Below are 19442 nucleotides of genomic sequence, written 5' to 3' on the forward strand. Positions count from 1 at the left end.
GGAGCGGATTGATTCGCATGCGTGAGATTATCTTCGATACGGAAACCACCGGCCTCGATTTGCGCGAAGACCGCATCATCGAGCTAGGCGGCATCGAGCTGGTCAACCGTTTCCCGACCGGCCGCACCTTCCACAAATTCATCAATCCGCAAGGCCGCGCGATCCATGCCGAGGCGCAGGCCGTGCATGGCATCAGCGCCGCCGACCTTGTCGGCAAGCCGACCTTCGCCGAAATCGCGCAGGAATGGCTGGACTTCACCGACGGCGCCAAGCTGATCGCGCACAACGCCACCTTCGATATCGGCTTCCTCAATATCGAGTTCAGCCGGCTCGACCAGGCGGCCATCGATCCCGGCCGCATCGTCGACACGCTGGCGCTTGCGCGCCGCAAGCATCCGATGGGGCCGAACTCGCTCGATGCGCTCTGCCGTCGGTACGGCATCGACAACACCCGCCGCACCAAGCACGGCGCGCTGCTCGACTCCGAACTGCTGGCCGAGGTCTATATCGAGCTGATCGGCGGCAAGCAGGCGGCGCTGGTGCTGGAAGCCGTGGCGGTGCACATGAACGGCGCCGGCGAGGTGGCCGATATCGACATCTCGATCGGCGCCCGGCCGATCGTCCTGCCGTCGCGGTTGAGCGAAGCGGATCGCGCGGCGCATGCCGGGCTGGTTTCGACGCTGGGTGAAAAGGCGCTGTGGCTGAAAGTAGCGACAGCGGGCTGAGCGGGCGCGCTGGCGCCGACGTTGGAAATTGGCCGAAACCCCCGTGACGTCGTCATACTCAGGCTTGACTCGAGTATCCATGCCGTGACCTCGGCCGTAAGGTGCAACGGTGCAGAATTCTGTAACCGCCGCAATGCCTTGGCGTAACATGGATTCCAGGGTCTGCGCGCGTCGCTCCGCTCCTTGCTCCGCCCTGGAATGACGCGGCGACGGCCAATCGCGAAGGTTGGCAACTGCTCGCTGGCCTGATCAACAAAAAAGCCCGGCGCGAAGCCGGGCTCTCGATACGGTGTGGCGGTGCGCCTTTTCAGCTCACCTGGATCTTGCTCGCCGCCGCCTGGTCCTCGGCGACGCGCTGCTGGAACATCTGCGCGAAATCGATCGGGTCGAGCATCAGCGGCGGGAAGCCGCCATTGCGGGTGGCATCGGCGATGATCTGGCGGGCGAACGGGAACAAAAGCCGCGGGCATTCGATGAACAGCAGCGGCAGCATATGCTCCTGCGGGAAGCCGTTTATGGCGAAGACGCCGCCATAGACCAGCTCGACATTGAACAGCACTTCCTGGTCGAAGGAGGCCTTGGCGTTCAGCGTCAAATTGACGTCGAACTGCTTGTCCGAGAGCGGATTGGCGTTGACGTTGACATTGATGGCGATGCCCGGAGCCTTGTCGCGGCCGCGCAGCGAATTCGGCGCGCCGGGGCTCTCGAAGGACAGGTCCTTCACATATTGCGCAAGCACATTGAGCGAGGGCTGGTTCTGGGCTCCGTTGCCGTTGCCGTTGCCGTTGGCGGCGCCGGTCGCCGCGTCATCGTTGCTGGCCATTAGCCTTTAAGTCCTTTTGCCTGGGCAGCATTGCTGACCGGATTGAAATCGCGGGTTCGCTACCATGGTCGGCCGGACAAAACAAGTTTTGCCGCCCTTATCGGCAGGAGGAACAGGACAGCGCAAACGCTGGGGATTGGCTGAAGCTCGTCAACCTCGTCATTCCAGGGCGAAGCAGCCGCGAAGCGGGGTCGCGTGGATGACGATCGCGATGGGCGCTCCGGCCAATCTCCAAGGCATCCTGCCTGCCAATGCGAACCACCGGCCTGAATCCGACTAGTCGTTCTTCAGCCGCCGCCAGGGTGAATTGTGGTCCGGCCGGTTCGGATAGTCGTCGCGCGAATAGTCTGTGTCGTCGAGGTCGATGACAGTGTCGCGCCGGCGGGCCGAAAAGCCGCTGCTGAAGCTGGTCGCCATGATGATGCGGTTCTTGAGCGCGCGCCAGGCGAAGTCGCGCACCGGCGGCAGCAACAGAAGAATGGCGAAGATGTCGGTGATGAAGCCCGGGATGATCAGCAGGACCGCCGCCAGCACGATCATCGCGCCATGCGCTAGCTGGCGGCTGGGGTCGCGCCCGGCATCCATCTCCGTCCGCACCCGCGCCATGACGCCAAAACCCTGGTGCCGCAGCAACAGGCTGCCCGCGACGCTGGACAGGATGACCAGCCCGACCGTCGTCAAAGCGCCGATCTCGCGGCCGACGACGACGAAGCCGGCGATCTCCAGCAGCGGCAGCAGGAGCAGGAACAGCGGGATGAACGAAATGCGCAAGTCTCGACCGATCGCTTTCTTCTTTTGCGGCCGGCGGACAATCGCCGCTGGCCTTGGCGCCCTTAGATAGGTATGGCTGCCTTTGATTTGAATGATTGCGCCTGCCGTTCTATATGCTTTGAGTGTTGAACGCTATGCGACCGCGATCCCCCATGGGTTACGCCGGTCCGGCACGGACAGGGATCGGTTGGCGGAAAATATGGGTTTCTTCGACTTCGGCACGATTTTCTTCCTGATTGCGGCAGTTGTGATCTTTTTCCAGCTGCGCAACGTGCTTGGACGTCGCACCGGAAACGAGCGTCCGCCCTTCGATCCCTATTCGGCGAGCCGCACGCGCGAGGCCGATGCGGCGCAGAAGCCTGAAAATGTGGTGTCGCTGCCGCGCAAGCGCGCGCCGGGCGAAACCGCGCCCGAGACCTATGCCGATATCGACGCCTTCGCCAAACCCGACACCGATCTCAACAAGGGCCTGCGCTCCATCAAGGACAATGATGCGTCCTTCGAGCCGAAGGGCTTCGTCGACGGCGCCAAGATGGCCTACGAAATGATCGTCATGGCCTATGCCGATGGCGACCGTAAGACGCTGAAGAACCTGTTGTCGCGCGAAGTCTATGACGGTTTCGTCGCCGCGATCGGCGAGCGCGAGGCCAAATCCGAGAAGATCCAGTCCTCCTTCGTCGGCATCGACAAGGCCGACATCGTCGCCGCCGAGATGAAGGGTTCGGAAGCGCATATCACGCTGCGCATCGTCTCCGAGCTGATCTCGGCGACCCGCGACAAGGCCGGCGCCGTCATCGACGGCGACCCGGAAACCGTGGCCGAGGTCAAGGATGTCTGGACCTTCGCCCGCGACACCCGCTCGCGCGACCCGAACTGGAAGCTCGTCGCCACCGAAGAAGAAGATTGAGATCAAGCGGCGGGGCCCCAGTCGTGCCGCTCTCTCCCGCATTCAGCGAAAAATCCTTCGATGACCTGGCCGGTTGGAGCGGGGACGACCACCCCGCGGCCTTCGCCGCGTTCCGCCGTTCGGCCTTCCACGCCCCGATAAAACCCTACCGCACCGGATCGCTCGGCGTCGATTTCAATGCTTTTGCAGCGGCCTATGCCGAGGCGCGTGCCGTTTCGGCGCCGAGCAGGTCCGAGGCGCGGTCGTTCTTCGAACGGCATTTCGTTCCCGCTCTGGTCGTACCCGACAATGGCGGCGCCGGCCTCGTCACCGGTTTTTACGAACCCGAGGTCGAGGCCTCGCCGGTCAGGACCGAGCGGTTCACCGTGCCGCTGCTGTCCCGCCCCGTCGACCTGATCGACATCGACGACGGCAACCGGCCGGCCGGCATGGATGCCTACCTTGCCTTCGCCCGCCGCACGGATGCTGCTCCCGTCGAATATTTCGACCGCGGCGCGATCGAGCGCGGCGCGCTCTCCGGCCAGAACCTCGAGATCGCCTGGCTCGCCGAAAAGGTCGATGCCTTCTTCATCCATGTGCAGGGCGCAGCTAGACTGAAGATGACCGACGGCAGGCTCGCCCGCGTCACCTACGCCGCCAAGTCCGGCCAGCGCTTTTCCGGCCCCGGCAAGACGTTGAGCGATCTCGGCGAGATCCCGCTCGAAAAAGTGACGATGCAGTCGATCCGCGCCTGGTTCAAGGCGCATCCCGACCGCGTCGACGAGATCCTGTGGCGGAACCGCTCCTACATCTTCTTCCGCGAAGCCGAAGTCGACGATGCCGCGCTCGGCCCGATCGCCGCCGCCAAGGTGCCGCTGACGCCCGGGCGCTCGGTCGCGGTCGACCGCCTGCTGCACACATTCGGCACGCCCTTCTATATCGACGCGCCGACGCTCACCGCCTTCGACCAAAAACCGTTCCGGCGGCTGATGATCGCGCAGGACACCGGCTCGGCCATCACCGGCCCGGCCCGCGGCGACCTCTTCGCCGGCTCGGGCGACGCCGCCGGCGAGATCGCCGGCGTGGTTCGCAACGCAGCCGACTTCTACGCGCTGGTGCCCCGCGGCCTGTTCGATGGAGCGCGCCGGTGAGCCGCCGCGACGATCATCTCAGCGACGACGACCGCATCCTGTGGAACCTGGTGGCGCGTTCGGCGCGGCCGCTGAAAGGCAAGACCGCCGTCGAGATCCCCGACATCGTCGAGCCGAAACCGGCGCCGGCCGCCGCTCCGGTCAACGGCGTTCCGGCCGCTGCCGCAAAACCCAAGCCGCAGCATGTCTCGCACGCGCTCGACGACCAGACGCTGCACAAGCTGAAAAAAGGCCGGCTGCCGATCGAGGGCCGCGTCGACCTGCACGGCATGACGCAGGACGAGGCCTATTCGCTGCTGCTCACCTTCCTCAACCGGGCGCATGCCGGCGGCATCCGTTACGTGCTGATCATCACCGGCAAGGGCTCGTCCTCCGGCGGCGACGGCATCCTGCGCCGCGCCGTTCCGGCCTGGCTGTCGACGCCGGCCTTCCGGCATCTTGTGTCCAGCCACGATCACGCCGCCCGCAACCATGGCGGCTCGGGCGCGCTCTATGTGCGGCTGCGGCGGACGCGCCCATGAGGGACCTGGTATGACCCCGTTCGGCGAGAAGCTCAGGGCGCTGCGCGCCGAGCGTGGCGTCAGCCAGAAGGCGATGGCCGAGGCTATCGGCGTCAGCGCCGCCTATCTGTCGGCGCTCGAGCACGGCCGCCGCGGCGCGCCGACCTGGACGCTGATCCAGAAGATCATCGGCTATTTCAACATCATCTGGGACGACGCCGAGGATCTTGCCCGCCTCGCCGAAAGCTCGCACCCAAGGGTCAGGATCGACACGTCCGGCCTGTCGCCGGCGGCCACCGAGCTGGCCAATCTTTTGTCCGAGAGCATCGAGAGGCTCGATGAAGCGGAACTGCGCCGCCTCAGCGCATCGATCCGCGCGGCACTTGGGTTGCGAATATAGTCCCGGCGTTTCGCACCAGCGGAGGAGTAGCGATCCGCTGGTGCTTGGCTGGTTTCCATCTGAAGCCGTGAGATCAGGACTTGCCGGCTCCAGCGCCGTTGGTGCTGCCCCGGCCGCCATTGTCGTGATCGCCGCCGCGACCGTGCCCGCCCATGCAACTCGCGTCGCCGGCGCCGCAGCAGTGGCCGCTCCACAGATCATTGAGGTTGCGCTTGGCGCAGCTTTTGACAGTCTCGTCCGCCAGAGCCGATCCGGTCAGGGCCGATACCGCGACGGCGGCAAGCAGCGTGTTCCGCAGAAAAGCAGTCATTTGAATTCTCCATGGTTTGGTTTCCGTCAACGGCCGTGTGTCGCCGGCCGGGAGGAAATGGTTCATGGAGCTGTGAGACTTCGTCATCCACGGGCGAAGCGGACGCGTAGACCCGAGGATCGTTCCGTGACCTCGCGCGAAGAGTAAAGGCGGTGCAGAACGGAGGTCGTTTTGCACCGCGGTGACGCTTTTAGGTAACGGAGCGGATCCTATGGTCTGCGCCGTTGGCGCCTACTGCACCGAGCCGACCAGCACCGCCTGGCCGTCGCGGATCGAGACCCAGCGTCCGGTGTTGTCGATCGCCTGGCGCTTGAGGAAGCGGTAGCCGGTCGCGTCCCAGGCTTTGACCTTGTCGGTCAGGTTGTCGAGCACGTAGTCGCCCTTGTCGGTGCGCACAGTCAGCACCGAGTGGCCTTCGCCGTCGGGCTTGCGCACGACGGTGATCAACAGGTCGGCCAGCGACATGCCCAGGCGGTAGAGCTGGCGGCGCTTTTCCAGCACATAGTCCTCGCAGTCGCCATAGCCGTCGTCCGGATAGGCCCAGACTTCGTCCTTGCCGTAGTGATCGAGGTCGCTCAACGGCTTGACGGCGGCGTTGACCTTGGCGCTCACGTTGATCAGCCGGCGCCACAGACCCTCCGTCATCTTGGCCGGATCGAGATTGGCCGGGCGGATGTTGCATTCGTTCGGACGCGATTTGCAGAAATCATAGTGGCCGATCGGCTGCGAGGTCAGGCCGCCCGTGGCCATCGCGCCCGCCGCCCAGGCAGGCACCGCCCAATGCGCAGAGATCGTCAGCCCTGCGACTGCACACAAACGCAGAATCCGCGTCATCGCTGAGGAAGTCATTGTCCCCGCCGCCCTGTTCTTTATTAACGAAACGTTAAAGGCGATTTACAGTCCGTGTCAATTAGAGACGACGGCCAGTTTGACGGCATGGTTACCTGGACGATCCCGTAGCGGCACTTTCGCAACAGAGGCGTGGGCGCAACACGGCCGGCCGCCGGGCGGCGGCAGGGCTAATCGGGGCTCCGGCGTTCAGCCTTTGGCCGAACGGACCAGCTTCGGCTTCACCGCCACCCGCTGCCGGCGGCCATAGCTGGAGATGAAGTCGGCGATGCGCGGCACGATCTCGGAGCGGAAGCGCGAGCCATTGAAGACGCCGTAATGGCCGACGGCCGGCTGCATATAATGGACATGGTTGTCGGCGGGAATGTTGACACACAGATCATGCGCGGCCTGGGTCTGGCCCAGCCCTGAAATGTCGTCGTTCTCGCCCTCGATGGTGAGCAGCGCCACGTTGCGGATCGCCGCGCAGTCGACGGGCTCGCCGCGATGCTTCATCTCGCCTTTCGGCAGCGCGTGGCGCACGAACACGGTGTCGACCGTCTGCAGGTAGAATTCCGCCGTCAGGTCCATCACCGCCAGATATTCGTCATAAAAGTCGCGGTGCTTTTCGGCGCTATCGCCGTCATGCTTCACAAGGTGCATGAAGAAATCCTTGTGGGCGATGATGTGGCGGTCGAGATTCATGCTCATGAAGCCCGAAAGCTGCAGGAAGCCCGGATAGACCATGCGGCCGAAGCCCGGCACCGGCCAGGGCGCCTGCATCACGACATTGTCGCGGAACCAGTCGATGCCTTTTTCCTTGGCCAGAAGATTGACCGCGGTCGGGTTGCGGCGCGTGTCGACCGGGCCGCCCATCAACGTCATGGTGGAGGGCACGAAGGGATCGCCGCGCTTTTCCATCAGCGCCACCGCCGCCAGCACCGGCACCGAAGGCTGGCACACGGCCATCACATGCGTGTCGGGGCCGAGCGCGTGGAACATCTCGATGACATAGTCGATATAGTCGTCGAGATCGAAGCTGCCTTGCGCCGCCGGTACCATGCGGGCATCGACCCAGTCGGTGATGTGCACGTCGGCATGGGGCAGCATCGCCTCGACCGTGCCGCGCAGAAGCGTCGCGTAATGGCCAGACATCGGCGCCACGATCAAAAGCTTGGGGTCCGGTTTGCGGCCGGCGGGCAGCGCGCGCTCGAAACGGATCAGGTTGCAGAACGGCTTCGACCAGACCGTCCTTTCCGCGACGGCGACGCTTTTCCAGTCGACCACCGTCTTGTCCAGGCCGAATTGCGGCTTGCCGTAGCGGCGGGTGGTCCGCTCGAACAGTTCCGCGGTCGCCGCGACCGATCGGCCGAAGGGAGTGTGGGAAATCGGATTGAGCGGATTCGAGTAGAAGAGCCGCACCGCGTCGGCATAGAGGCGGGCCGGCTGCAGCGCCGCATGGTTCATTTCGTAGAGCTGGTAGAACATCGCGAACCCCGCTGCCGTCCGATGACCAAAGGGACGACGGACAGCGCCGAGCCTTGAATGTCTCGCGCGGAGGTTAACAAGATATTGTTGCGATGCAATACGTCACGTCGCGTGAACAATGCGTCTTTGGTGTAAAGCGTTGAGAATCCGGCTCGAACGGCGGAGCCGGCTCAATGTGCGCTGCGGAAATGTGAAGGATATGTGTCCGGCCCCTCATGCCGGACACCGGCCATGATCCCGAACCACTTGGTCCGCATTGGGATCATGGTCCGATAAACGGAGGGCTCAGACGCGCGCCATGCAGACGGCGGTATGGCCCGAACCGATGAAGCCCAGCTGGCCGGCGGCGCCGCGGGAGAGATCGAGCATGCGTCCCTTCACGAACGGACCGCGATCGTTGATGCGCACGACGACGCTGCGGCCGTTGTTCTTGTTGGTGACCCTGAGCTTGGTGCCGAAGGGCAAGGAGCGATGGGCGGCGGTCAGCGCCGAGGGGTTCATGCGTTCCCCTGAGGCGGTTCTGGAATGCAGCGCATACCAGGAAGCGCGGCCGCACTGCGCGGCGGCGGAGGAGGCGGAAGAGGCGCCGGCCATCAGGCCAGCCGCGATCGTTACCGCGACAAGCGCGGTCTGATTGGTTTTCTTCATGCTTTGGGAGTGGCTCCGTTACAGGTGGGCCCCGCCGATATGTGCCGAATGAGGCGGGAAATGCGGCATTGATCTGGCGGTTCCATGGCGAGAGCACACGTTTGGAGTCGCCGCGAAACAGTTTGTCATGATATTTCCGGCACCGGGAAGGCGTATTCTCAATGAATATCGGACCGATATCCGGATCGTTCCGGCCAACATCGGTCTCAGGATTCAAGTACAGAGGAACGGAGCCGCTTCGGTTCCTCTGCGTCTTTTGTTGTGTTCCCATTGCCGTTCAGGATCGACTTCCGGAGAGGGTCAAGCCGATGCGATTGATCAGGTTTGTGCTGGCGCTGATTGTGCTGGGGTTGGGTGCGCTGTGGTCGCTGCAAGGTCTTGGCCTCGTCAAGGGCAGCTTCATGACCGGCCAGACGCAATGGCTCTATATCGGCCTCGTCACAATGCTGGCCGGCGTGGTCGGGCTGCGCTGGGCGAACCGCTCGCGCATCTGACCTTGCCGGCCGCGCGGAGACGGCTGGCGAAAAAGGTTAGTCTGCGACCCGATCATTGCGACCAGTACCGCCAGGCCCGGTAGAAGCTCTCGTCGCGCGGCCGCAGGCAGTCGCGTTCGCCGGCAAGCAGCACCCTTGCGCGTTGGCTGAGCGTCTCTTCTGTCGTCATTCTGAGGTCTACGCTCCGCTCCAGAATGACGAAGGAACGTAGGCCGCCATTCTCAGGCCGAACGAAAAATCCGCCCGTCACACCACCCGGGGAAATCCATGCCTCAAATGGCGCGGCAATTGGAACTCTTGTTTCGTGCCCGGCTCGGTTAGTATAGTAATCTTATCAACATTGGGAGTGAGAGAACGATGCGCGATCTTCAAAAGACCGTTCCGGTGATCGTTCGTGGCTTGCGGCCGAGGCCGCCCGCGGCGCTCGCCGCGCGCTGATCGCTCCGTTTCGGCCAGCAGTCATGGTTGGACGCGCCAATTCCATCATCATTGTCGGCGGCGGCGCCAGCGGCGTCGTGCTGGCCGCGCATCTTTTGAAATCGCCAAATCCAGACCTGCGCGTCACGCTGATCGAGAAGCGGCCGCATTTCGGCCAGGGCATGGCCTATTCGACGCTGCTTTCGGCGCATGTGCTCAACGTCAACGCCTCCGGCATGAGCGGCTATGCCGACGACCCGACGCATTTCGCGCGCTGGGTGCTGGAACGCGGCCTCGCCAGGCCGGACCAGGGGCCGTTCTATGCGCCGCGCAGCCTCTATGCCCGCTATCTGCAGGAATTGCTCGACGGCCTCGTGGAGCGCGAGCGCGACACCCGCCGGCTCAGGCTGATCCGCGAGGAGAGCCTGTCGATCGCGCCGACGCACGCTGGCGTTGAGGTCGCGCTTGCCAACGGCACCAGCGTCGTCGCGCATCTTGCCGTCCTGGCCACCGGTCACGACGAGCAGCCCGGCGCCTTCCAGGGCCACGCCGTCCGCATGGGGACGGAGGCCGACACCATGCTTGATCCGCAAGCCCAGGTGCTGCTGCTGGGCACCGGCCTGAGCATGGTCGACGCGTTTCTCTCGCTGGAACAGCGCGGCCATCGCGGCGCCATTGTCGCGGTGTCGCGGCGCGGGCTGCTGCCGTCGCCGCACCGCAAGGGCAATCCGATCAAGCTCGATATCGCTGATATTCCGCTCGGCACAGAGCTTTCCTACTTCGTCGGCTGGTTCCGCAATCTGATCCGCGAGACCCAGAAGGCCGGCGGCGACTGGCGCGACGTCGTCGATGGCCTGAGACCCTTCAACCAGACGATCTGGCAGAACTGGCCATCCTCGGCCAAGCGCCGCTTCGTCGAGCACACCAAGGCCTGGTGGGATATCCACCGCCACCGCATGGCGCCGGAAGTCTACGCGCGCGTCACCGGGGCGGTAAGGTCGGGCCGCATCCGCCTCGTCGCCGGAAGGGTCGTGAACGTCGAGGCGAACGGTGGCTTCGCCGTGAAAATCCAGCCGCGCGGGAGGCAGGATGTCGAGACCCTGGACGTCGCCCGCATCTATGACTGCATGGGCATCGCCCGCGACATTTCGAGGACGTCGAACGGCGTCGTGCGCTCGCTGGTCGAGCGCGGCCTGGCACGGCCCGATCCGCTGCGCCTCGGCCTCGATGTCACCGCCAAATGCGAGCTGATCGCGGCCGACGGCACGGTGTCGTCGAAGCTGCTCGCCGTCGGCCCGCTGACGCGCGGCACCTTCTTCGAGATCGACGCCATCCCCGACATCCGCGTGCAATGCGCGAAGCTGAGTAAGCAGCTGCTGGGGTGAATTTCTGCCGAGGTCGGCGCTCTACGGCGTCCCCCCGGCCTGCCGGCCATCTCCCCCGCAAAGGGGGAGATTGGCTGTCGCCAATCGCCGAGATTGCAGAAGAAGACGCTGCGGGCGGAGCTGCTGATCTCCCCCAAGTGGCGGAGATGTCCGGCAGGACAGAGGGGGGCGCTGTCCCGCCAAGTTCAACAGGAGAGGTGATAGAGCGCCCACAGCTGAAATTCCATTCCCCCACTCGCCGCGGGATTGGCATGATCTATCTTCTTTCCAGACGAAAAGGGCTTGAAAAGACACCTCGCAATCCGCGAAACCGGAATGGATCCCGGCGGCTAGAGCATGATCCCAAAAAGTGGGAACCGGTTTTTGGAAAAGATCATGATCCAACAAGGATGCGCGAGATTGCGAACACCCGCCGAACTGCTTCCATGGAGCATCTGAGATGAGCGAGCAGAGACAACCGGCGCCCGGCGGCGCGCACACCGAGCTGTCGAGACTCCGCCCGCCTTACGCCTCGGTGCTCGACCTGATCGGCCAGACGCCGGTCGTCGAACTGACCAAGTTCGACACCGGCAAGTGCCGGCTGTTCATCAAGCTCGAAAGCCAGAATCCCGGGGGCTCGATCAAGGACCGCATCGCGCTGTCGATGATCGCGGCGGCCGAGAAATCGGGCGCGCTGAAGCGGGGCGGGACGATCGTCGAAGCGACCGCCGGCAACACCGGCCTCGGCCTCGCCCAGGTCGGCATCCCCAAAGGCTACCGCATCGTCCTCGTCGTGCCCGACAAGATGTCGCGCGAAAAGATCCAGCATCTGCGTGCTTTGGGCGCCGAGGTGCGCATGACCCGCTCCGACGTCGGCAAGGGCCATCCCGAATACTACCAGGACATGGCCGAGAAGATCGCCGCCGAACTGCCCGGCGCCTTCTATGCCAACCAGTTCGCCAATCCCGCCAATCCGCTGGCGCATGAGACGACGACCGGACCGGAAATCTTTTCGCAGCTCGAAGGCGATGTCGACGCGGTGGTGGTCGGCGTCGGCTCCGGCGGCACGCTGACCGGCCTCGGCCGCTATTTCGCGAAACATTCGCCGAAGACCGAGATGGTGCTCGCCGATCCGGTCGGCTCGGTGCTGGCGCCGCTGATCAAGACCGGCAAGATGGAAGAGGCCGGAAGCTGGACGGTCGAAGGCATCGGCGAGGATTTCGTGCCGCCCAATGCCGATCTGTCGCTGGTGAAAAAGGCCTATTCCATTCCCGACAAGCAGAGCATGCTGGCGGTGCGCGATCTGTTGTCGCGCGAAGGCATCTTGGCCGGCTCGTCGTCGGGCACGCTGTTGTCGGCCGCCCTTCGCTATTGCCGCGAGCAGACGGTGCCGAAGCGCGTCGTCACCTTGGTCTGCGACAGCGGCAACAAATACCTGTCGAAGGTCTTCGACGACATCTGGCTGGCCGAGCAGGGCCTTGCCGACCAGGAACAGCATGGCGATTTGCGCGACCTGGTCATGCGCTCGCCGCGCACCGGCGACATTGTGACCGTTGGCCCGGAAGAAACCCTACTCAACGCTTATGGCCGCATGCGCCGCTCCGACGTCTCGCAGCTGCCGGTGCTGGACGAGGGCAGGCTGGTCGGCATCGTCGACGAGAGCGACATCTTGGCCAAGGTCGACGGCCCCTATGACGGCCGCTGGGACCGTTTCAATGGCCCGGTCCGCTCGGCCATGACGTCCAACCTGCACACGCTGCAGGCCAGCCAGACGCTCGATGCGCTGCTGCCGGTCTTCGACCGCAACGAGGTCGCCATCGTCTTCGATGGCGAAGAGTTCATCGGCCTGATAACCCGTATCGACCTGATCAACCATTTGAGGCGCCGCGCAAAATGACGTCGACCGGCAAGAACCGCCTGGCCTTTTCCACCCGCACCATTCATGGCGGCCAGAGCCATGATCCGCTGACCGGCGCGGTGATGGTGCCGATCTACGCCACCTCCACCTACGGCCAGCAGTCGCCCGGCGTGCACAAGGGTTTTGAGTATGCCCGCAGCCAGAACCCGACGCGCTTTGCCTTCGAGCGTGCCGTGGCCGACCTCGAAAGCGGCTCGGCCGCCTTCGCCTTCGCCTCCGGCCTGGCCGCGATCGGCACGGTGCTCGAGCTCCTCGATTCCGGCGCCCATATCGTCGCCACCGACGACATCTATGGCGGCTCGTTCCGCCTGATGGAGCGGGTGCGCAAGCGCTCCGCCGGCCTTGAGGTGAGTTTTGCCGATTGCACCGACCTTGCCGCCGTCGAGGCCGCGATCCGCCCGGAAACAAAACTGCTCTGGGTCGAGACGCCGACCAACCCGCTGCTGCGCATCGTCGACCTCGAAGCGATCGCGGCACTCGGCCGGCGCAAGGGGCTGCTCACCGTCGCCGACAACACCTTCTGCAGCCCCTATATCCAGCGCCCGCTGGAGCTCGGCATCGACATCGTCGTGCATTCGACGACGAAATATCTCAACGGCCATTCCGACATGGTCGGCGGCGTGGCGGTCGTCGGCGACAACAAGGATCTCGCCGACCAGCTGAAATTCCTGCAGAACGCCATCGGCGCCATCTCCGGCCCGTTCGACAGCTTTCTCGCTTTGCGCGGCATCAAGACCCTGGCGCTCAGGATGGAGCGTCACTCGGCCAACGGCCTGAAAATAGCGCAATGGCTGGAAACGCGAAAAGATGTCCGCCGGGTCATCTATCCCGGCCTCGCCAGCCACCCGCAGCATTCCATCGCCGTCCAGCAGATGCTCGCCTTCGGCGGCATGATCTCGGTCGACCTCGACCGCGACCTGGCGGGGACCAAACGTTTCCTCGAACGCACGCAGCTCTTCACGCTCGCCGAAAGCCTGGGCGGCGTCGAAAGCCTGATCGAGCACCCGGCGCTGATGACGCACGGCTCGATCCCTGCGGAGAAACGCGGCGCCATCGGCATCACGGATTCGCTGGTGCGGCTGTCCTGCGGGATCGAGGACGGCGATGATCTTATCGCGGACCTGGAGCAGGCGTTGCAGACCTGAGAACTCGTAGACACGCGTCATCGTGGTGTTCCTTCGCGCCCCTCTCTGTCCCGCCAACCTGTCCTTCGTCATTCTAGGGCGGAGCAAGGAGCGAAGCGACGCGCGCAGACCCTAGAATCCATGCCGTGACGGTTGAGAGCCGCCACGGTCCAGAACATTCACCAGCCAATCCCGCGAAACAGCTCGAACCATTCCGGATTGGTCTTCTCGATAAGTCCGATCTTCCATCGCCGTGGCCAGCGCTTCAATGACGTCTCACGCCGGATGGCGTCGGTGATGTCGAAATACTCCTCGTACCAGACCAGACGCTGCACACCGTAACGGCTGGTGAAGCTGGAGCCTTGGCCGGTCTTGTGCTCGGGCATCCGACGAGCAAGATCATTGGTGACGCCGATATGGATCGTGCCGCCTTTCTGGCTCGCGGTCATGTAGACGTAGCCTGTCATGTGGCGATCTTAGCTGGCGCCATTACCACCCGCTATTCTGGACCGTTGCATTCTATGGCCAATGTCACGGCATGGATTCTAGGGTCTGCGCGCGTCGCTTCGCTCCTTGCTCCGCCCTAGAATGACGAAGCGCCATTTGCGATCGTCGTGCCCGCGAGAGACGCGCTGTCCTGCCGACATCTCGGTATGTGTGCCATTGCAGACTGCAGCTTACACCTTACAGTGAGCCAGCTTTGCGATCTCCGGAGGCGTCATGCGCGTGATCGTGTTGGGTGGGGGCGTGGTCGGCGTCACCACCGCCTATCAGCTGCAGAAGGACGGGCACGAGGTGGTCATCCTCGAGCGCCAGCCTCAGGTCGCCGCCGAGACGAGCTGGGGCAATGCCGGCATGATCGCGCCGGGGCATTCCTTCGTCTGGTCCTCGCCCAAGGCGCCGATGATCCTGTTGAAGTCGCTGGTGATGAAGGACCAGGCGCTGCGCTTCAAGCTTTCGGCCGATCCCCGGCTCTACAGCTGGTCATGGCTGTTCCTGATGGAATGCACGGCTGAAAAGGCCAAGCGCAACACGCTGCTCAAGCATCGGCTGGCGGTCTATTCGCAATCGGTCCTGCAAGAGGTCGTCGCCGACGAGGCGATCGAATACGACCGCAACGATCGCGGCATCCTCTATTTCTATCGCAGCCAGCAGGCGCTCGACAAAGGCGTCGAGCATATGCGGCTGCTCGAATCCGACGGCCAGCTGATCAAGGTGCTCGATCGCGACGCCATCGTCGCGCTCGATCCGTCGCTGGCTTCGGCCAGGGAAAAAATCGCCGGCGGCATCCATTGCCCGACCGACGAGACCGGCGATCCGGCGAAGTTCACCCGCGCGCTTGCCGCCAAGGTCGTCGAGCGCGGGGGCGAGATCCGCACCGGCACGACCGTCACCGGCATCGAGACATCCGGCGACGGCGTCGCGCAGGTGATGACGGACAAGGGGGCGGTCAAGGGCGACGCCTATGTGCTGGCGCTCGGCTCCTACAGCCCGTTGATCGCCAGGACCGTCGGCATCAGCCTGCCGATCTATCCGGTCAAGGGCTATTCGCTGACCATTCCGGTCGGCAACCGGCCGGCGCCACCGACCATCGCCGCCATCGATGAGCACAATCTGGTCGCCGTGTCGCGCTTCGGCGACCGGCTGCGCGTCACCGCCACGGCGGAGTTCGCCGGCTACGACACCAGCCACAAGCCGGCCGATTTCGCCTTCATGAAGGGCGTGACCGAGGAGCTTTATCCGGAAGGCGCCGATTACGACCGCGCCGAGATGTGGGCGGGCCTGCGGCCCATGACCCCCAACAATTTGCCCGAATTCGGTCAGCGGCGCCTGCGCAACCTCTATCTCAACACCGGGCACGGCCATATCGGCTGGACTATGTCGCATGGCTCGGCCCGCATCACCGCCGACCTGATCGCCGGCCGCAAGCCGGCCATTTCGATGGATGGACTTTTGAACTGAGAGCGGGATCGATCCCGCTCCGACAAGAAAGGGAACGCCATGTCCGCCAATCTCGCCCCCGCGCCGCTTGCCGCGTCAGGGCCTGTCGGTCCCATGCCAGTCGATCTGGGCGTGCTGCCATCGGAGATCGACGGCGGCCTCGCCTCGCGCGCGGCGATCGGCCTGGCGATCCTCGCCACCGACCAGACGCTGGAGCACGAGTTCCGCGCGCTGGTGCGCATTCCGGGCGTCGCCTTCTACGAGGCGCGCCTGTTCAACGACAACGACATCACGCCGGAAACGCTGCGCGCCATGGGCCCGCGCATCGCGCCCACCGTCGACCTCATCCTGCCCAGCATCCCGCTCGACGTCGTCGGCTTCGGCTGCACCTCGGCCACCATGACCCTCGGCGAGGAAGCCGTCTTCGCCGAGATCAGGAAGGCGCGGCCGGGCGTCGCCTGCACCACGCCGGTCACCGGCGCCTTGGCCGCCTTCAAGGCTTTGGGCGCCAAGGGCATCGGCCTGCTGACGCCCTATGCGCCCGAGATCAATCAGGGCCTGGTCCGCTATTTCACGGGACGCGGCCTCGACATCGCGGCCGTCGCCACCTTCGACCGCCGCGACGACCGCGAGGCGGCCCGCATCTCGCTCGCCTCGATCGAGGCGGCGGCCGAACGGATGGCTGAAGTGCCGGGGGTGGAAGCGATCTTCATCTCCTGCACCAGCCTGCGCGTCGCCGAGGCAGTCGCCGATCTGGAACGGCGCATCGGCATTCCTGTCACCTCCTCCAATCACGCCATGGCCTGGCATTGCCTGCGGCTTGCCGGTATCGACGACGTCGTGCCGGCCGGTGGGAGGCTGTTCGCGCTGAAAGCCGTTTGAGTGTTGGTTTTCTCGACACAGGAATTTTGAAAAGTCGCCGTTTGCCGAAGGGCCTTCACCGTGTGAAATTGGTGCAAACACTGGGCATTAGCCGAAGCTCTCAGCCTCGTCATTCCAGGGCGGAGCAGCCGCGAAGCGGCGTCGCGCAGACCCTGGAATCCATTCCGTGACCTGAGCCGTGGACTGCAGCGGAGCAGAAGCACCGCTGCGGCGCTCGGAAGTCACGGAATGGATCCTCGGGTCTGCGCGTCCGCTTCGCTCCCGCTCCGCCCGTGGATGACGATCGCGATGGGCGTTTCGGCCAATCTCCAACGCATGCCGAAGCCGAGACGGAGAGGGGGTTGGCGCCGCCCTTCGCGATTCCAGCAGATCGTAGCCCGTTAACCCAATCGGAAGGAGATGTTTAACGCTTCCTCTCTATGTCCCCTTTCCGGGAGGCACCACAGAGCGAGCATGATGAACGACGAAAAGCGAAATGAATGGCGCGCCATCTTCTACGTGCAGGCGCGCGTCGCCATCCTGTTTGTGCCGGTCGTGCTCAGCCTGCTCCTCATCGGCATCTTCGCCGGCAACGATCGCAAATCCGTGCCCGACGCCATCGATCAGACGGTGACGGGTTCGGTGCGCTGAAAGCGCACCCTCAAACAAACTTCGGGATCGGCCCGTTCTGCGGCGTCGTATCGCCCTCGAGGTCGACAAAAACCTCGTCGACGAAGCACCAGCCCCAGCCTTCCGGCGGGTCGTAGCCTTCGATGATCGGATGCTGCGTGGCATGGAAATGCTTTGTCGCGTGGCGGTTGGGCGAGTCGTCGCAGCAGCCGACATGACCGCAGGTGCGGCAGAGCCTCAGATGCACCCACCAGGAGCCGCTCTTCAGGCATTCCTCGCAGCCCAGCGCGCTCGGCGTGACCTTTTTGATGTCCTTCGTATGCCGGCATTCATCCATCACGCTCTCCTCGCCAATTCGCCGTCCCGCGCCAGATAGGTATGCAATGCCGCGACCACCTGCGCGCCTTCGCCGACGGCGGCGGCGACCCGCTTGGTCGAGCCGCAGCGCACGTCGCCGATGGCGAACACGCCGCTTCGGCTGGTCTCCATCAGCCCGTGCCCGGGTGTCGTCTCCGGTCCGGTGCGCACGAAACCCTTGGCATCCAGCGCCACGTTGCAATTCGCCAGCCAGTCGGTGTTCGGGTCGGCGCCGATGAACAGGAAGAGGTGGCGGATCGGGCGCGTCGTCTCTTCGCCGCTCGCCCGGTTGCGCCAGCGCAGCGCTTCGAGATTGCCGTCATGGCCCTCCAGCGCCGTGACCTCGGTCTCGGTCAGCACCTCGATGTTGGGCTGCGCCGCGATGCGCTCGACGAGATAGCGCGACATGGTGGCGTCGAGGCCGTCGCGGCGCGCCAGGAGCGTCACCTTGCGCACCTGGCTCGCCAGGTAGACGGCCGCCTGTCCTGCCGAATTGCCGGCACCGACCAGCGCCACCTCCTGGTCGCGGCAAAGCCTGGCCTCGATCGGCGAGGCCCAGTAATGCACCGAGGCCCCCTCGAACTGCGCCAGGTTGGCGATATCGAGGCGGCGGTAGCGCGCGCCGCAGGCGATCACCACGGCGCGCGTGCGCACGCTCTCGCCGTCGCCGATGGCAAGCCTGTAGCGGGCGCCGTCGCCGTCGAGCAGCTTCGCCTCGTTGGGGATGACCATCTCGACGCCGAATTTCTGCGCCTGGTTATAGGCGCGCGCCATCAGCGCCATGCCGGTGATTCCGGTCGGGAAGCCGAGATAGTTTTCGATCCGCGCCGAAGCGCCCGCCTGTCCGCCGAAGGCGCGGCAATCGAGCACGATGGTCGACAGCCCTTCCGAGGCGGCATAGACCGCCGCCGCCAGCCCCGCCGGCCCCGCGCCGACGATCGCCACGTCATAGACCTTGCCGGCATCGATCGGCCGCAGCAGGCCGACGCAGCGGGCGAGCTCGGTCTCGCCCGGATTGTGCATCAGCTTGCCGTTGGGGCAGAGCACGATCGGCAGGTGATGCGGATCGATATGGAACCGCTCGATCAGCGTTTTCGCGCAAGGGTCGGTGTCGGAATCGAGGGCACGATGGGGAAGTCCGCTGCGCCGCAGGAACCCTTCGAGCCGCAGCACGTCGCCATTGCCGGGCGGGCCGATGACGACCGGCCCGCTGGCGCTGCTTTCGAGCAGGCCGACCCGGCGCAGGATCAGCGCCCGCATGACGCGCTCGCCGAGATTGGCCTCCTGCACCATCAGGTCGCGCAGCCGCTGCGAGGGGATGACGATGGCCTCGACCGGTCCCTTCGCCTCTGCACTGACCAGCGACGGCCGGTTCGACAACTGTGCCAGCTCGCCGACGAAGTTGCCGGCACCGTAGCTGATGATCGGCTCGCGCGGCCCGATCCCGCCGGCCTGGGTGATGTCGACCTTGCCCGACAGGATGAGGATCACCCCGGGCGACACCGTGCCGGCCTCAACCATATGCTCGCCGGCCGCGTAAGTGCGCGCCTCGCCAAAGCGGCGCATGCGCTCGATATCCGCGTCGGTGAGCACGGGAAACATCTGGTCGCGGCGGTTGGCGATGGTCGGGCTGACGGAAGGGGCCATGAGACGGACCGTAGCGCCGAGGTCGCGAGGTTTGAAGCGGTTTGTTGAGGGACTGGCCGGAAGGGGAGATTGGGCCAACGGCCACATGTCGTCATTCTCGGGCTTGACCCGAGAATCCATGCCGTGACGCGGGTCATATAGTACAACGGAGCGGAATTC

General features: G+C 64.7%; 21 protein-coding genes. 12 read left to right on the top strand and 9 right to left on the bottom strand.

From position 1 onward, the window contains the following. Nucleotides 1-17 precede the first annotated feature (17 nt). On the top strand, nucleotides 18-725 hold the full coding sequence (dnaQ, locus tag FJW10_RS27770) for a DNA polymerase III subunit epsilon (RefSeq protein ID WP_140902447.1): 708 nt from the start codon (nucleotides 18-20) through the stop codon (nucleotides 723-725). Nucleotides 726-1032: 307 nt separating this feature from the next. On the opposite strand, the gene secB is transcribed toward dnaQ, so the two are convergent. Both secB and FJW10_RS27780 read right to left on the bottom strand, forming a co-directional pair. Continuing rightward, nucleotides 1033-1548, bottom strand: coding sequence for a protein-export chaperone SecB (secB, locus tag FJW10_RS27775; RefSeq protein WP_140783131.1), 516 nt, complete (start codon nucleotides 1546-1548; stop codon nucleotides 1033-1035). A gap of 276 nt (nucleotides 1549-1824) precedes the next feature. Further along, nucleotides 1825-2319: an FxsA family protein gene (locus FJW10_RS27780; RefSeq protein WP_140902448.1), complete on the bottom strand. Its 495-nt coding sequence runs from the start codon at nucleotides 2317-2319 to the stop codon at nucleotides 1825-1827. A gap of 199 nt (nucleotides 2320-2518) precedes the next feature. On the opposite strand from FJW10_RS27780, the gene FJW10_RS27785 reads away from it, so the two are divergent. Genes FJW10_RS27785 through FJW10_RS27800 form a run of 4 tightly spaced genes read left to right on the top strand, consistent with a single transcriptional unit; the run spans nucleotide 2519 to nucleotide 5256 of the window. After that, nucleotides 2519-3226, top strand: a complete 708-nt coding sequence (locus FJW10_RS27785) for a Tim44/TimA family putative adaptor protein (protein WP_140659563.1) — start codon at nucleotides 2519-2521, stop codon at nucleotides 3224-3226. A gap of 23 nt (nucleotides 3227-3249) precedes the next feature. After that, nucleotides 3250-4356: a murein transglycosylase A gene (locus tag FJW10_RS27790; protein WP_140902449.1), complete on the top strand. Its 1107-nt coding sequence runs from the start codon at nucleotides 3250-3252 to the stop codon at nucleotides 4354-4356. Then, nucleotides 4353-4877, top strand: a complete 525-nt coding sequence (locus FJW10_RS27795; RefSeq protein WP_140902450.1) for a Smr/MutS family protein — start codon at nucleotides 4353-4355, stop codon at nucleotides 4875-4877. The genes FJW10_RS27790 and FJW10_RS27795 overlap by 4 nt, the downstream gene beginning before the upstream one ends. A 10-nt stretch (nucleotides 4878-4887) precedes the next feature. Then, complete coding sequence (locus FJW10_RS27800) at nucleotides 4888-5256, top strand: helix-turn-helix transcriptional regulator (RefSeq protein ID WP_140836963.1); 369 nt, start codon at nucleotides 4888-4890, stop codon at nucleotides 5254-5256. A 73-nt stretch (nucleotides 5257-5329) separates the two neighbouring features. Here FJW10_RS27800 and FJW10_RS27805 read toward each other — a convergent pair whose 3' ends face one another. From FJW10_RS27805 to FJW10_RS27820, 4 genes are all read right to left on the bottom strand, one after another. Beyond that, nucleotides 5330-5566, bottom strand: a complete 237-nt coding sequence (locus tag FJW10_RS27805; RefSeq protein ID WP_140902451.1) for a hypothetical protein — start codon at nucleotides 5564-5566, stop codon at nucleotides 5330-5332. Between the two features lie 231 nt (nucleotides 5567-5797). Beyond that, on the bottom strand, nucleotides 5798-6415 hold the full coding sequence (locus FJW10_RS27810) for a transglutaminase-like cysteine peptidase (RefSeq protein WP_140902452.1): 618 nt from the start codon (nucleotides 6413-6415) through the stop codon (nucleotides 5798-5800). 189 nt (nucleotides 6416-6604) lie between these two features. Next, nucleotides 6605-7882, bottom strand: coding sequence for a polyhydroxyalkanoate depolymerase (locus tag FJW10_RS27815; protein ID WP_140836942.1), 1278 nt, complete (start codon nucleotides 7880-7882; stop codon nucleotides 6605-6607). A gap of 285 nt (nucleotides 7883-8167) precedes the next feature. After that, a complete protein-coding gene (locus FJW10_RS27820; protein ID WP_095767965.1) occupies nucleotides 8168-8530 on the bottom strand; it encodes a septal ring lytic transglycosylase RlpA family protein in 363 nt (120 codons plus the stop codon). 308 nt (nucleotides 8531-8838) lie between these two features. On the opposite strand from FJW10_RS27820, the gene FJW10_RS27825 reads away from it, so the two are divergent. From FJW10_RS27825 to FJW10_RS27845, 4 genes are all read left to right on the top strand, one after another. Continuing rightward, the gene (locus FJW10_RS27825) at nucleotides 8839-9024 is read left to right on the top strand and encodes a hypothetical protein (protein ID WP_140836935.1); all 186 of its coding nucleotides are present in this window, start codon (nucleotides 8839-8841) and stop codon (nucleotides 9022-9024) included. Nucleotides 9025-9485: 461 nt separating this feature from the next. After that, nucleotides 9486-10826: an FAD/NAD(P)-binding protein gene (locus tag FJW10_RS27830; RefSeq protein WP_140902453.1), complete on the top strand. Its 1341-nt coding sequence runs from the start codon at nucleotides 9486-9488 to the stop codon at nucleotides 10824-10826. 439 nt (nucleotides 10827-11265) lie between these two features. Beyond that, the gene (locus FJW10_RS27840; protein ID WP_140902455.1) at nucleotides 11266-12702 is read left to right on the top strand and encodes a pyridoxal-phosphate dependent enzyme; all 1437 of its coding nucleotides are present in this window, start codon (nucleotides 11266-11268) and stop codon (nucleotides 12700-12702) included. Next, on the top strand, nucleotides 12699-13868 hold the full coding sequence (locus FJW10_RS27845; protein ID WP_140902456.1) for a PLP-dependent aspartate aminotransferase family protein: 1170 nt from the start codon (nucleotides 12699-12701) through the stop codon (nucleotides 13866-13868). Before FJW10_RS27840 ends, FJW10_RS27845 begins: the two co-directional genes overlap by 4 nt. Nucleotides 13869-14026: 158 nt before the next feature. Here FJW10_RS27845 and FJW10_RS27850 read toward each other — a convergent pair whose 3' ends face one another. After that, nucleotides 14027-14314, bottom strand: a complete 288-nt coding sequence (locus FJW10_RS27850; protein WP_140902457.1) for a GIY-YIG nuclease family protein — start codon at nucleotides 14312-14314, stop codon at nucleotides 14027-14029. A 253-nt stretch (nucleotides 14315-14567) separates the two neighbouring features. Here FJW10_RS27850 and FJW10_RS27855 point away from each other — a divergent pair, with 253 nt between their 5' ends. The 3 genes from FJW10_RS27855 to FJW10_RS27865 all read left to right on the top strand — a co-directional run bounded on the left by FJW10_RS27855 (nucleotide 14568) and on the right by FJW10_RS27865 (nucleotide 17300). Next, the gene (locus FJW10_RS27855) at nucleotides 14568-15809 is read left to right on the top strand and encodes a D-amino acid dehydrogenase (protein ID WP_140902458.1); all 1242 of its coding nucleotides are present in this window, start codon (nucleotides 14568-14570) and stop codon (nucleotides 15807-15809) included. Nucleotides 15810-15848: 39 nt separating this feature from the next. Continuing rightward, the gene (locus FJW10_RS27860) at nucleotides 15849-16670 is read left to right on the top strand and encodes an aspartate/glutamate racemase family protein (protein WP_140902459.1); all 822 of its coding nucleotides are present in this window, start codon (nucleotides 15849-15851) and stop codon (nucleotides 16668-16670) included. Between the two features lie 453 nt (nucleotides 16671-17123). Next, complete coding sequence (locus FJW10_RS27865) at nucleotides 17124-17300, top strand: hypothetical protein (protein ID WP_140645956.1); 177 nt, start codon at nucleotides 17124-17126, stop codon at nucleotides 17298-17300. Between the two features lie 10 nt (nucleotides 17301-17310). On the opposite strand, the gene FJW10_RS27870 is transcribed toward FJW10_RS27865, so the two are convergent. Continuing rightward, on the bottom strand, nucleotides 17311-17616 hold the full coding sequence (locus FJW10_RS27870; protein ID WP_140681002.1) for a UBP-type zinc finger domain-containing protein: 306 nt from the start codon (nucleotides 17614-17616) through the stop codon (nucleotides 17311-17313). Then, nucleotides 17616-19283, bottom strand: coding sequence for a cyclic nucleotide-binding domain-containing thioredoxin-disulfide reductase (locus FJW10_RS27875; RefSeq protein ID WP_140902460.1), 1668 nt, complete (start codon nucleotides 19281-19283; stop codon nucleotides 17616-17618). The genes FJW10_RS27870 and FJW10_RS27875 overlap by 1 nt, the downstream gene beginning before the upstream one ends. Nucleotides 19284-19442: the final 159 nt, after the last annotated feature.

The sequence above is a fragment of the Mesorhizobium sp. B4-1-1 genome (assembly GCF_006439375.1).
Taxonomy (GTDB): Bacteria; Pseudomonadota; Alphaproteobacteria; order Rhizobiales; family Rhizobiaceae; genus Mesorhizobium.

What these genes read in the sequence shown, in the direction of transcription:
- dnaQ (WP_140902447.1), top strand. Translation starts at nt 18, where the DNA reads ATGCGTGAGATTATCTTCGATACGGAAACCACCGGCCTCGATTTGCGC.
- secB (WP_140783131.1), bottom strand. Translation starts at nt 1,548, where the DNA reads ATGGCCAGCAACGATGACGCGGCGACCGGCGCCGCCAACGGCAACGGC.
- FJW10_RS27785 (WP_140659563.1), top strand. Translation starts at nt 2,519, where the DNA reads ATGGGTTTCTTCGACTTCGGCACGATTTTCTTCCTGATTGCGGCAGTT.
- FJW10_RS27800 (WP_140836963.1), top strand. Translation starts at nt 4,888, where the DNA reads ATGACCCCGTTCGGCGAGAAGCTCAGGGCGCTGCGCGCCGAGCGTGGC.
- FJW10_RS27805 (WP_140902451.1), bottom strand. Translation starts at nt 5,566, where the DNA reads ATGACTGCTTTTCTGCGGAACACGCTGCTTGCCGCCGTCGCGGTATCG.
- FJW10_RS27810 (WP_140902452.1), bottom strand. Translation starts at nt 6,415, where the DNA reads ATGACTTCCTCAGCGATGACGCGGATTCTGCGTTTGTGTGCAGTCGCA.
- FJW10_RS27815 (WP_140836942.1), bottom strand. Translation starts at nt 7,882, where the DNA reads ATGTTCTACCAGCTCTACGAAATGAACCATGCGGCGCTGCAGCCGGCC.
- FJW10_RS27820 (WP_095767965.1), bottom strand. Translation starts at nt 8,530, where the DNA reads ATGAAGAAAACCAATCAGACCGCGCTTGTCGCGGTAACGATCGCGGCT.
- FJW10_RS27825 (WP_140836935.1), top strand. Translation starts at nt 8,839, where the DNA reads ATGCGATTGATCAGGTTTGTGCTGGCGCTGATTGTGCTGGGGTTGGGT.
- FJW10_RS27830 (WP_140902453.1), top strand. Translation starts at nt 9,486, where the DNA reads ATGGTTGGACGCGCCAATTCCATCATCATTGTCGGCGGCGGCGCCAGC.
- FJW10_RS27840 (WP_140902455.1), top strand. Translation starts at nt 11,266, where the DNA reads ATGAGCGAGCAGAGACAACCGGCGCCCGGCGGCGCGCACACCGAGCTG.
- FJW10_RS27845 (WP_140902456.1), top strand. Translation starts at nt 12,699, where the DNA reads ATGACGTCGACCGGCAAGAACCGCCTGGCCTTTTCCACCCGCACCATT.
- FJW10_RS27850 (WP_140902457.1), bottom strand. Translation starts at nt 14,314, where the DNA reads ATGACAGGCTACGTCTACATGACCGCGAGCCAGAAAGGCGGCACGATC.
- FJW10_RS27855 (WP_140902458.1), top strand. Translation starts at nt 14,568, where the DNA reads ATGCGCGTGATCGTGTTGGGTGGGGGCGTGGTCGGCGTCACCACCGCC.
- FJW10_RS27860 (WP_140902459.1), top strand. Translation starts at nt 15,849, where the DNA reads ATGTCCGCCAATCTCGCCCCCGCGCCGCTTGCCGCGTCAGGGCCTGTC.
- FJW10_RS27865 (WP_140645956.1), top strand. Translation starts at nt 17,124, where the DNA reads ATGATGAACGACGAAAAGCGAAATGAATGGCGCGCCATCTTCTACGTG.
- FJW10_RS27870 (WP_140681002.1), bottom strand. Translation starts at nt 17,616, where the DNA reads ATGGATGAATGCCGGCATACGAAGGACATCAAAAAGGTCACGCCGAGC.
- FJW10_RS27875 (WP_140902460.1), bottom strand. Translation starts at nt 19,283, where the DNA reads ATGGCCCCTTCCGTCAGCCCGACCATCGCCAACCGCCGCGACCAGATG.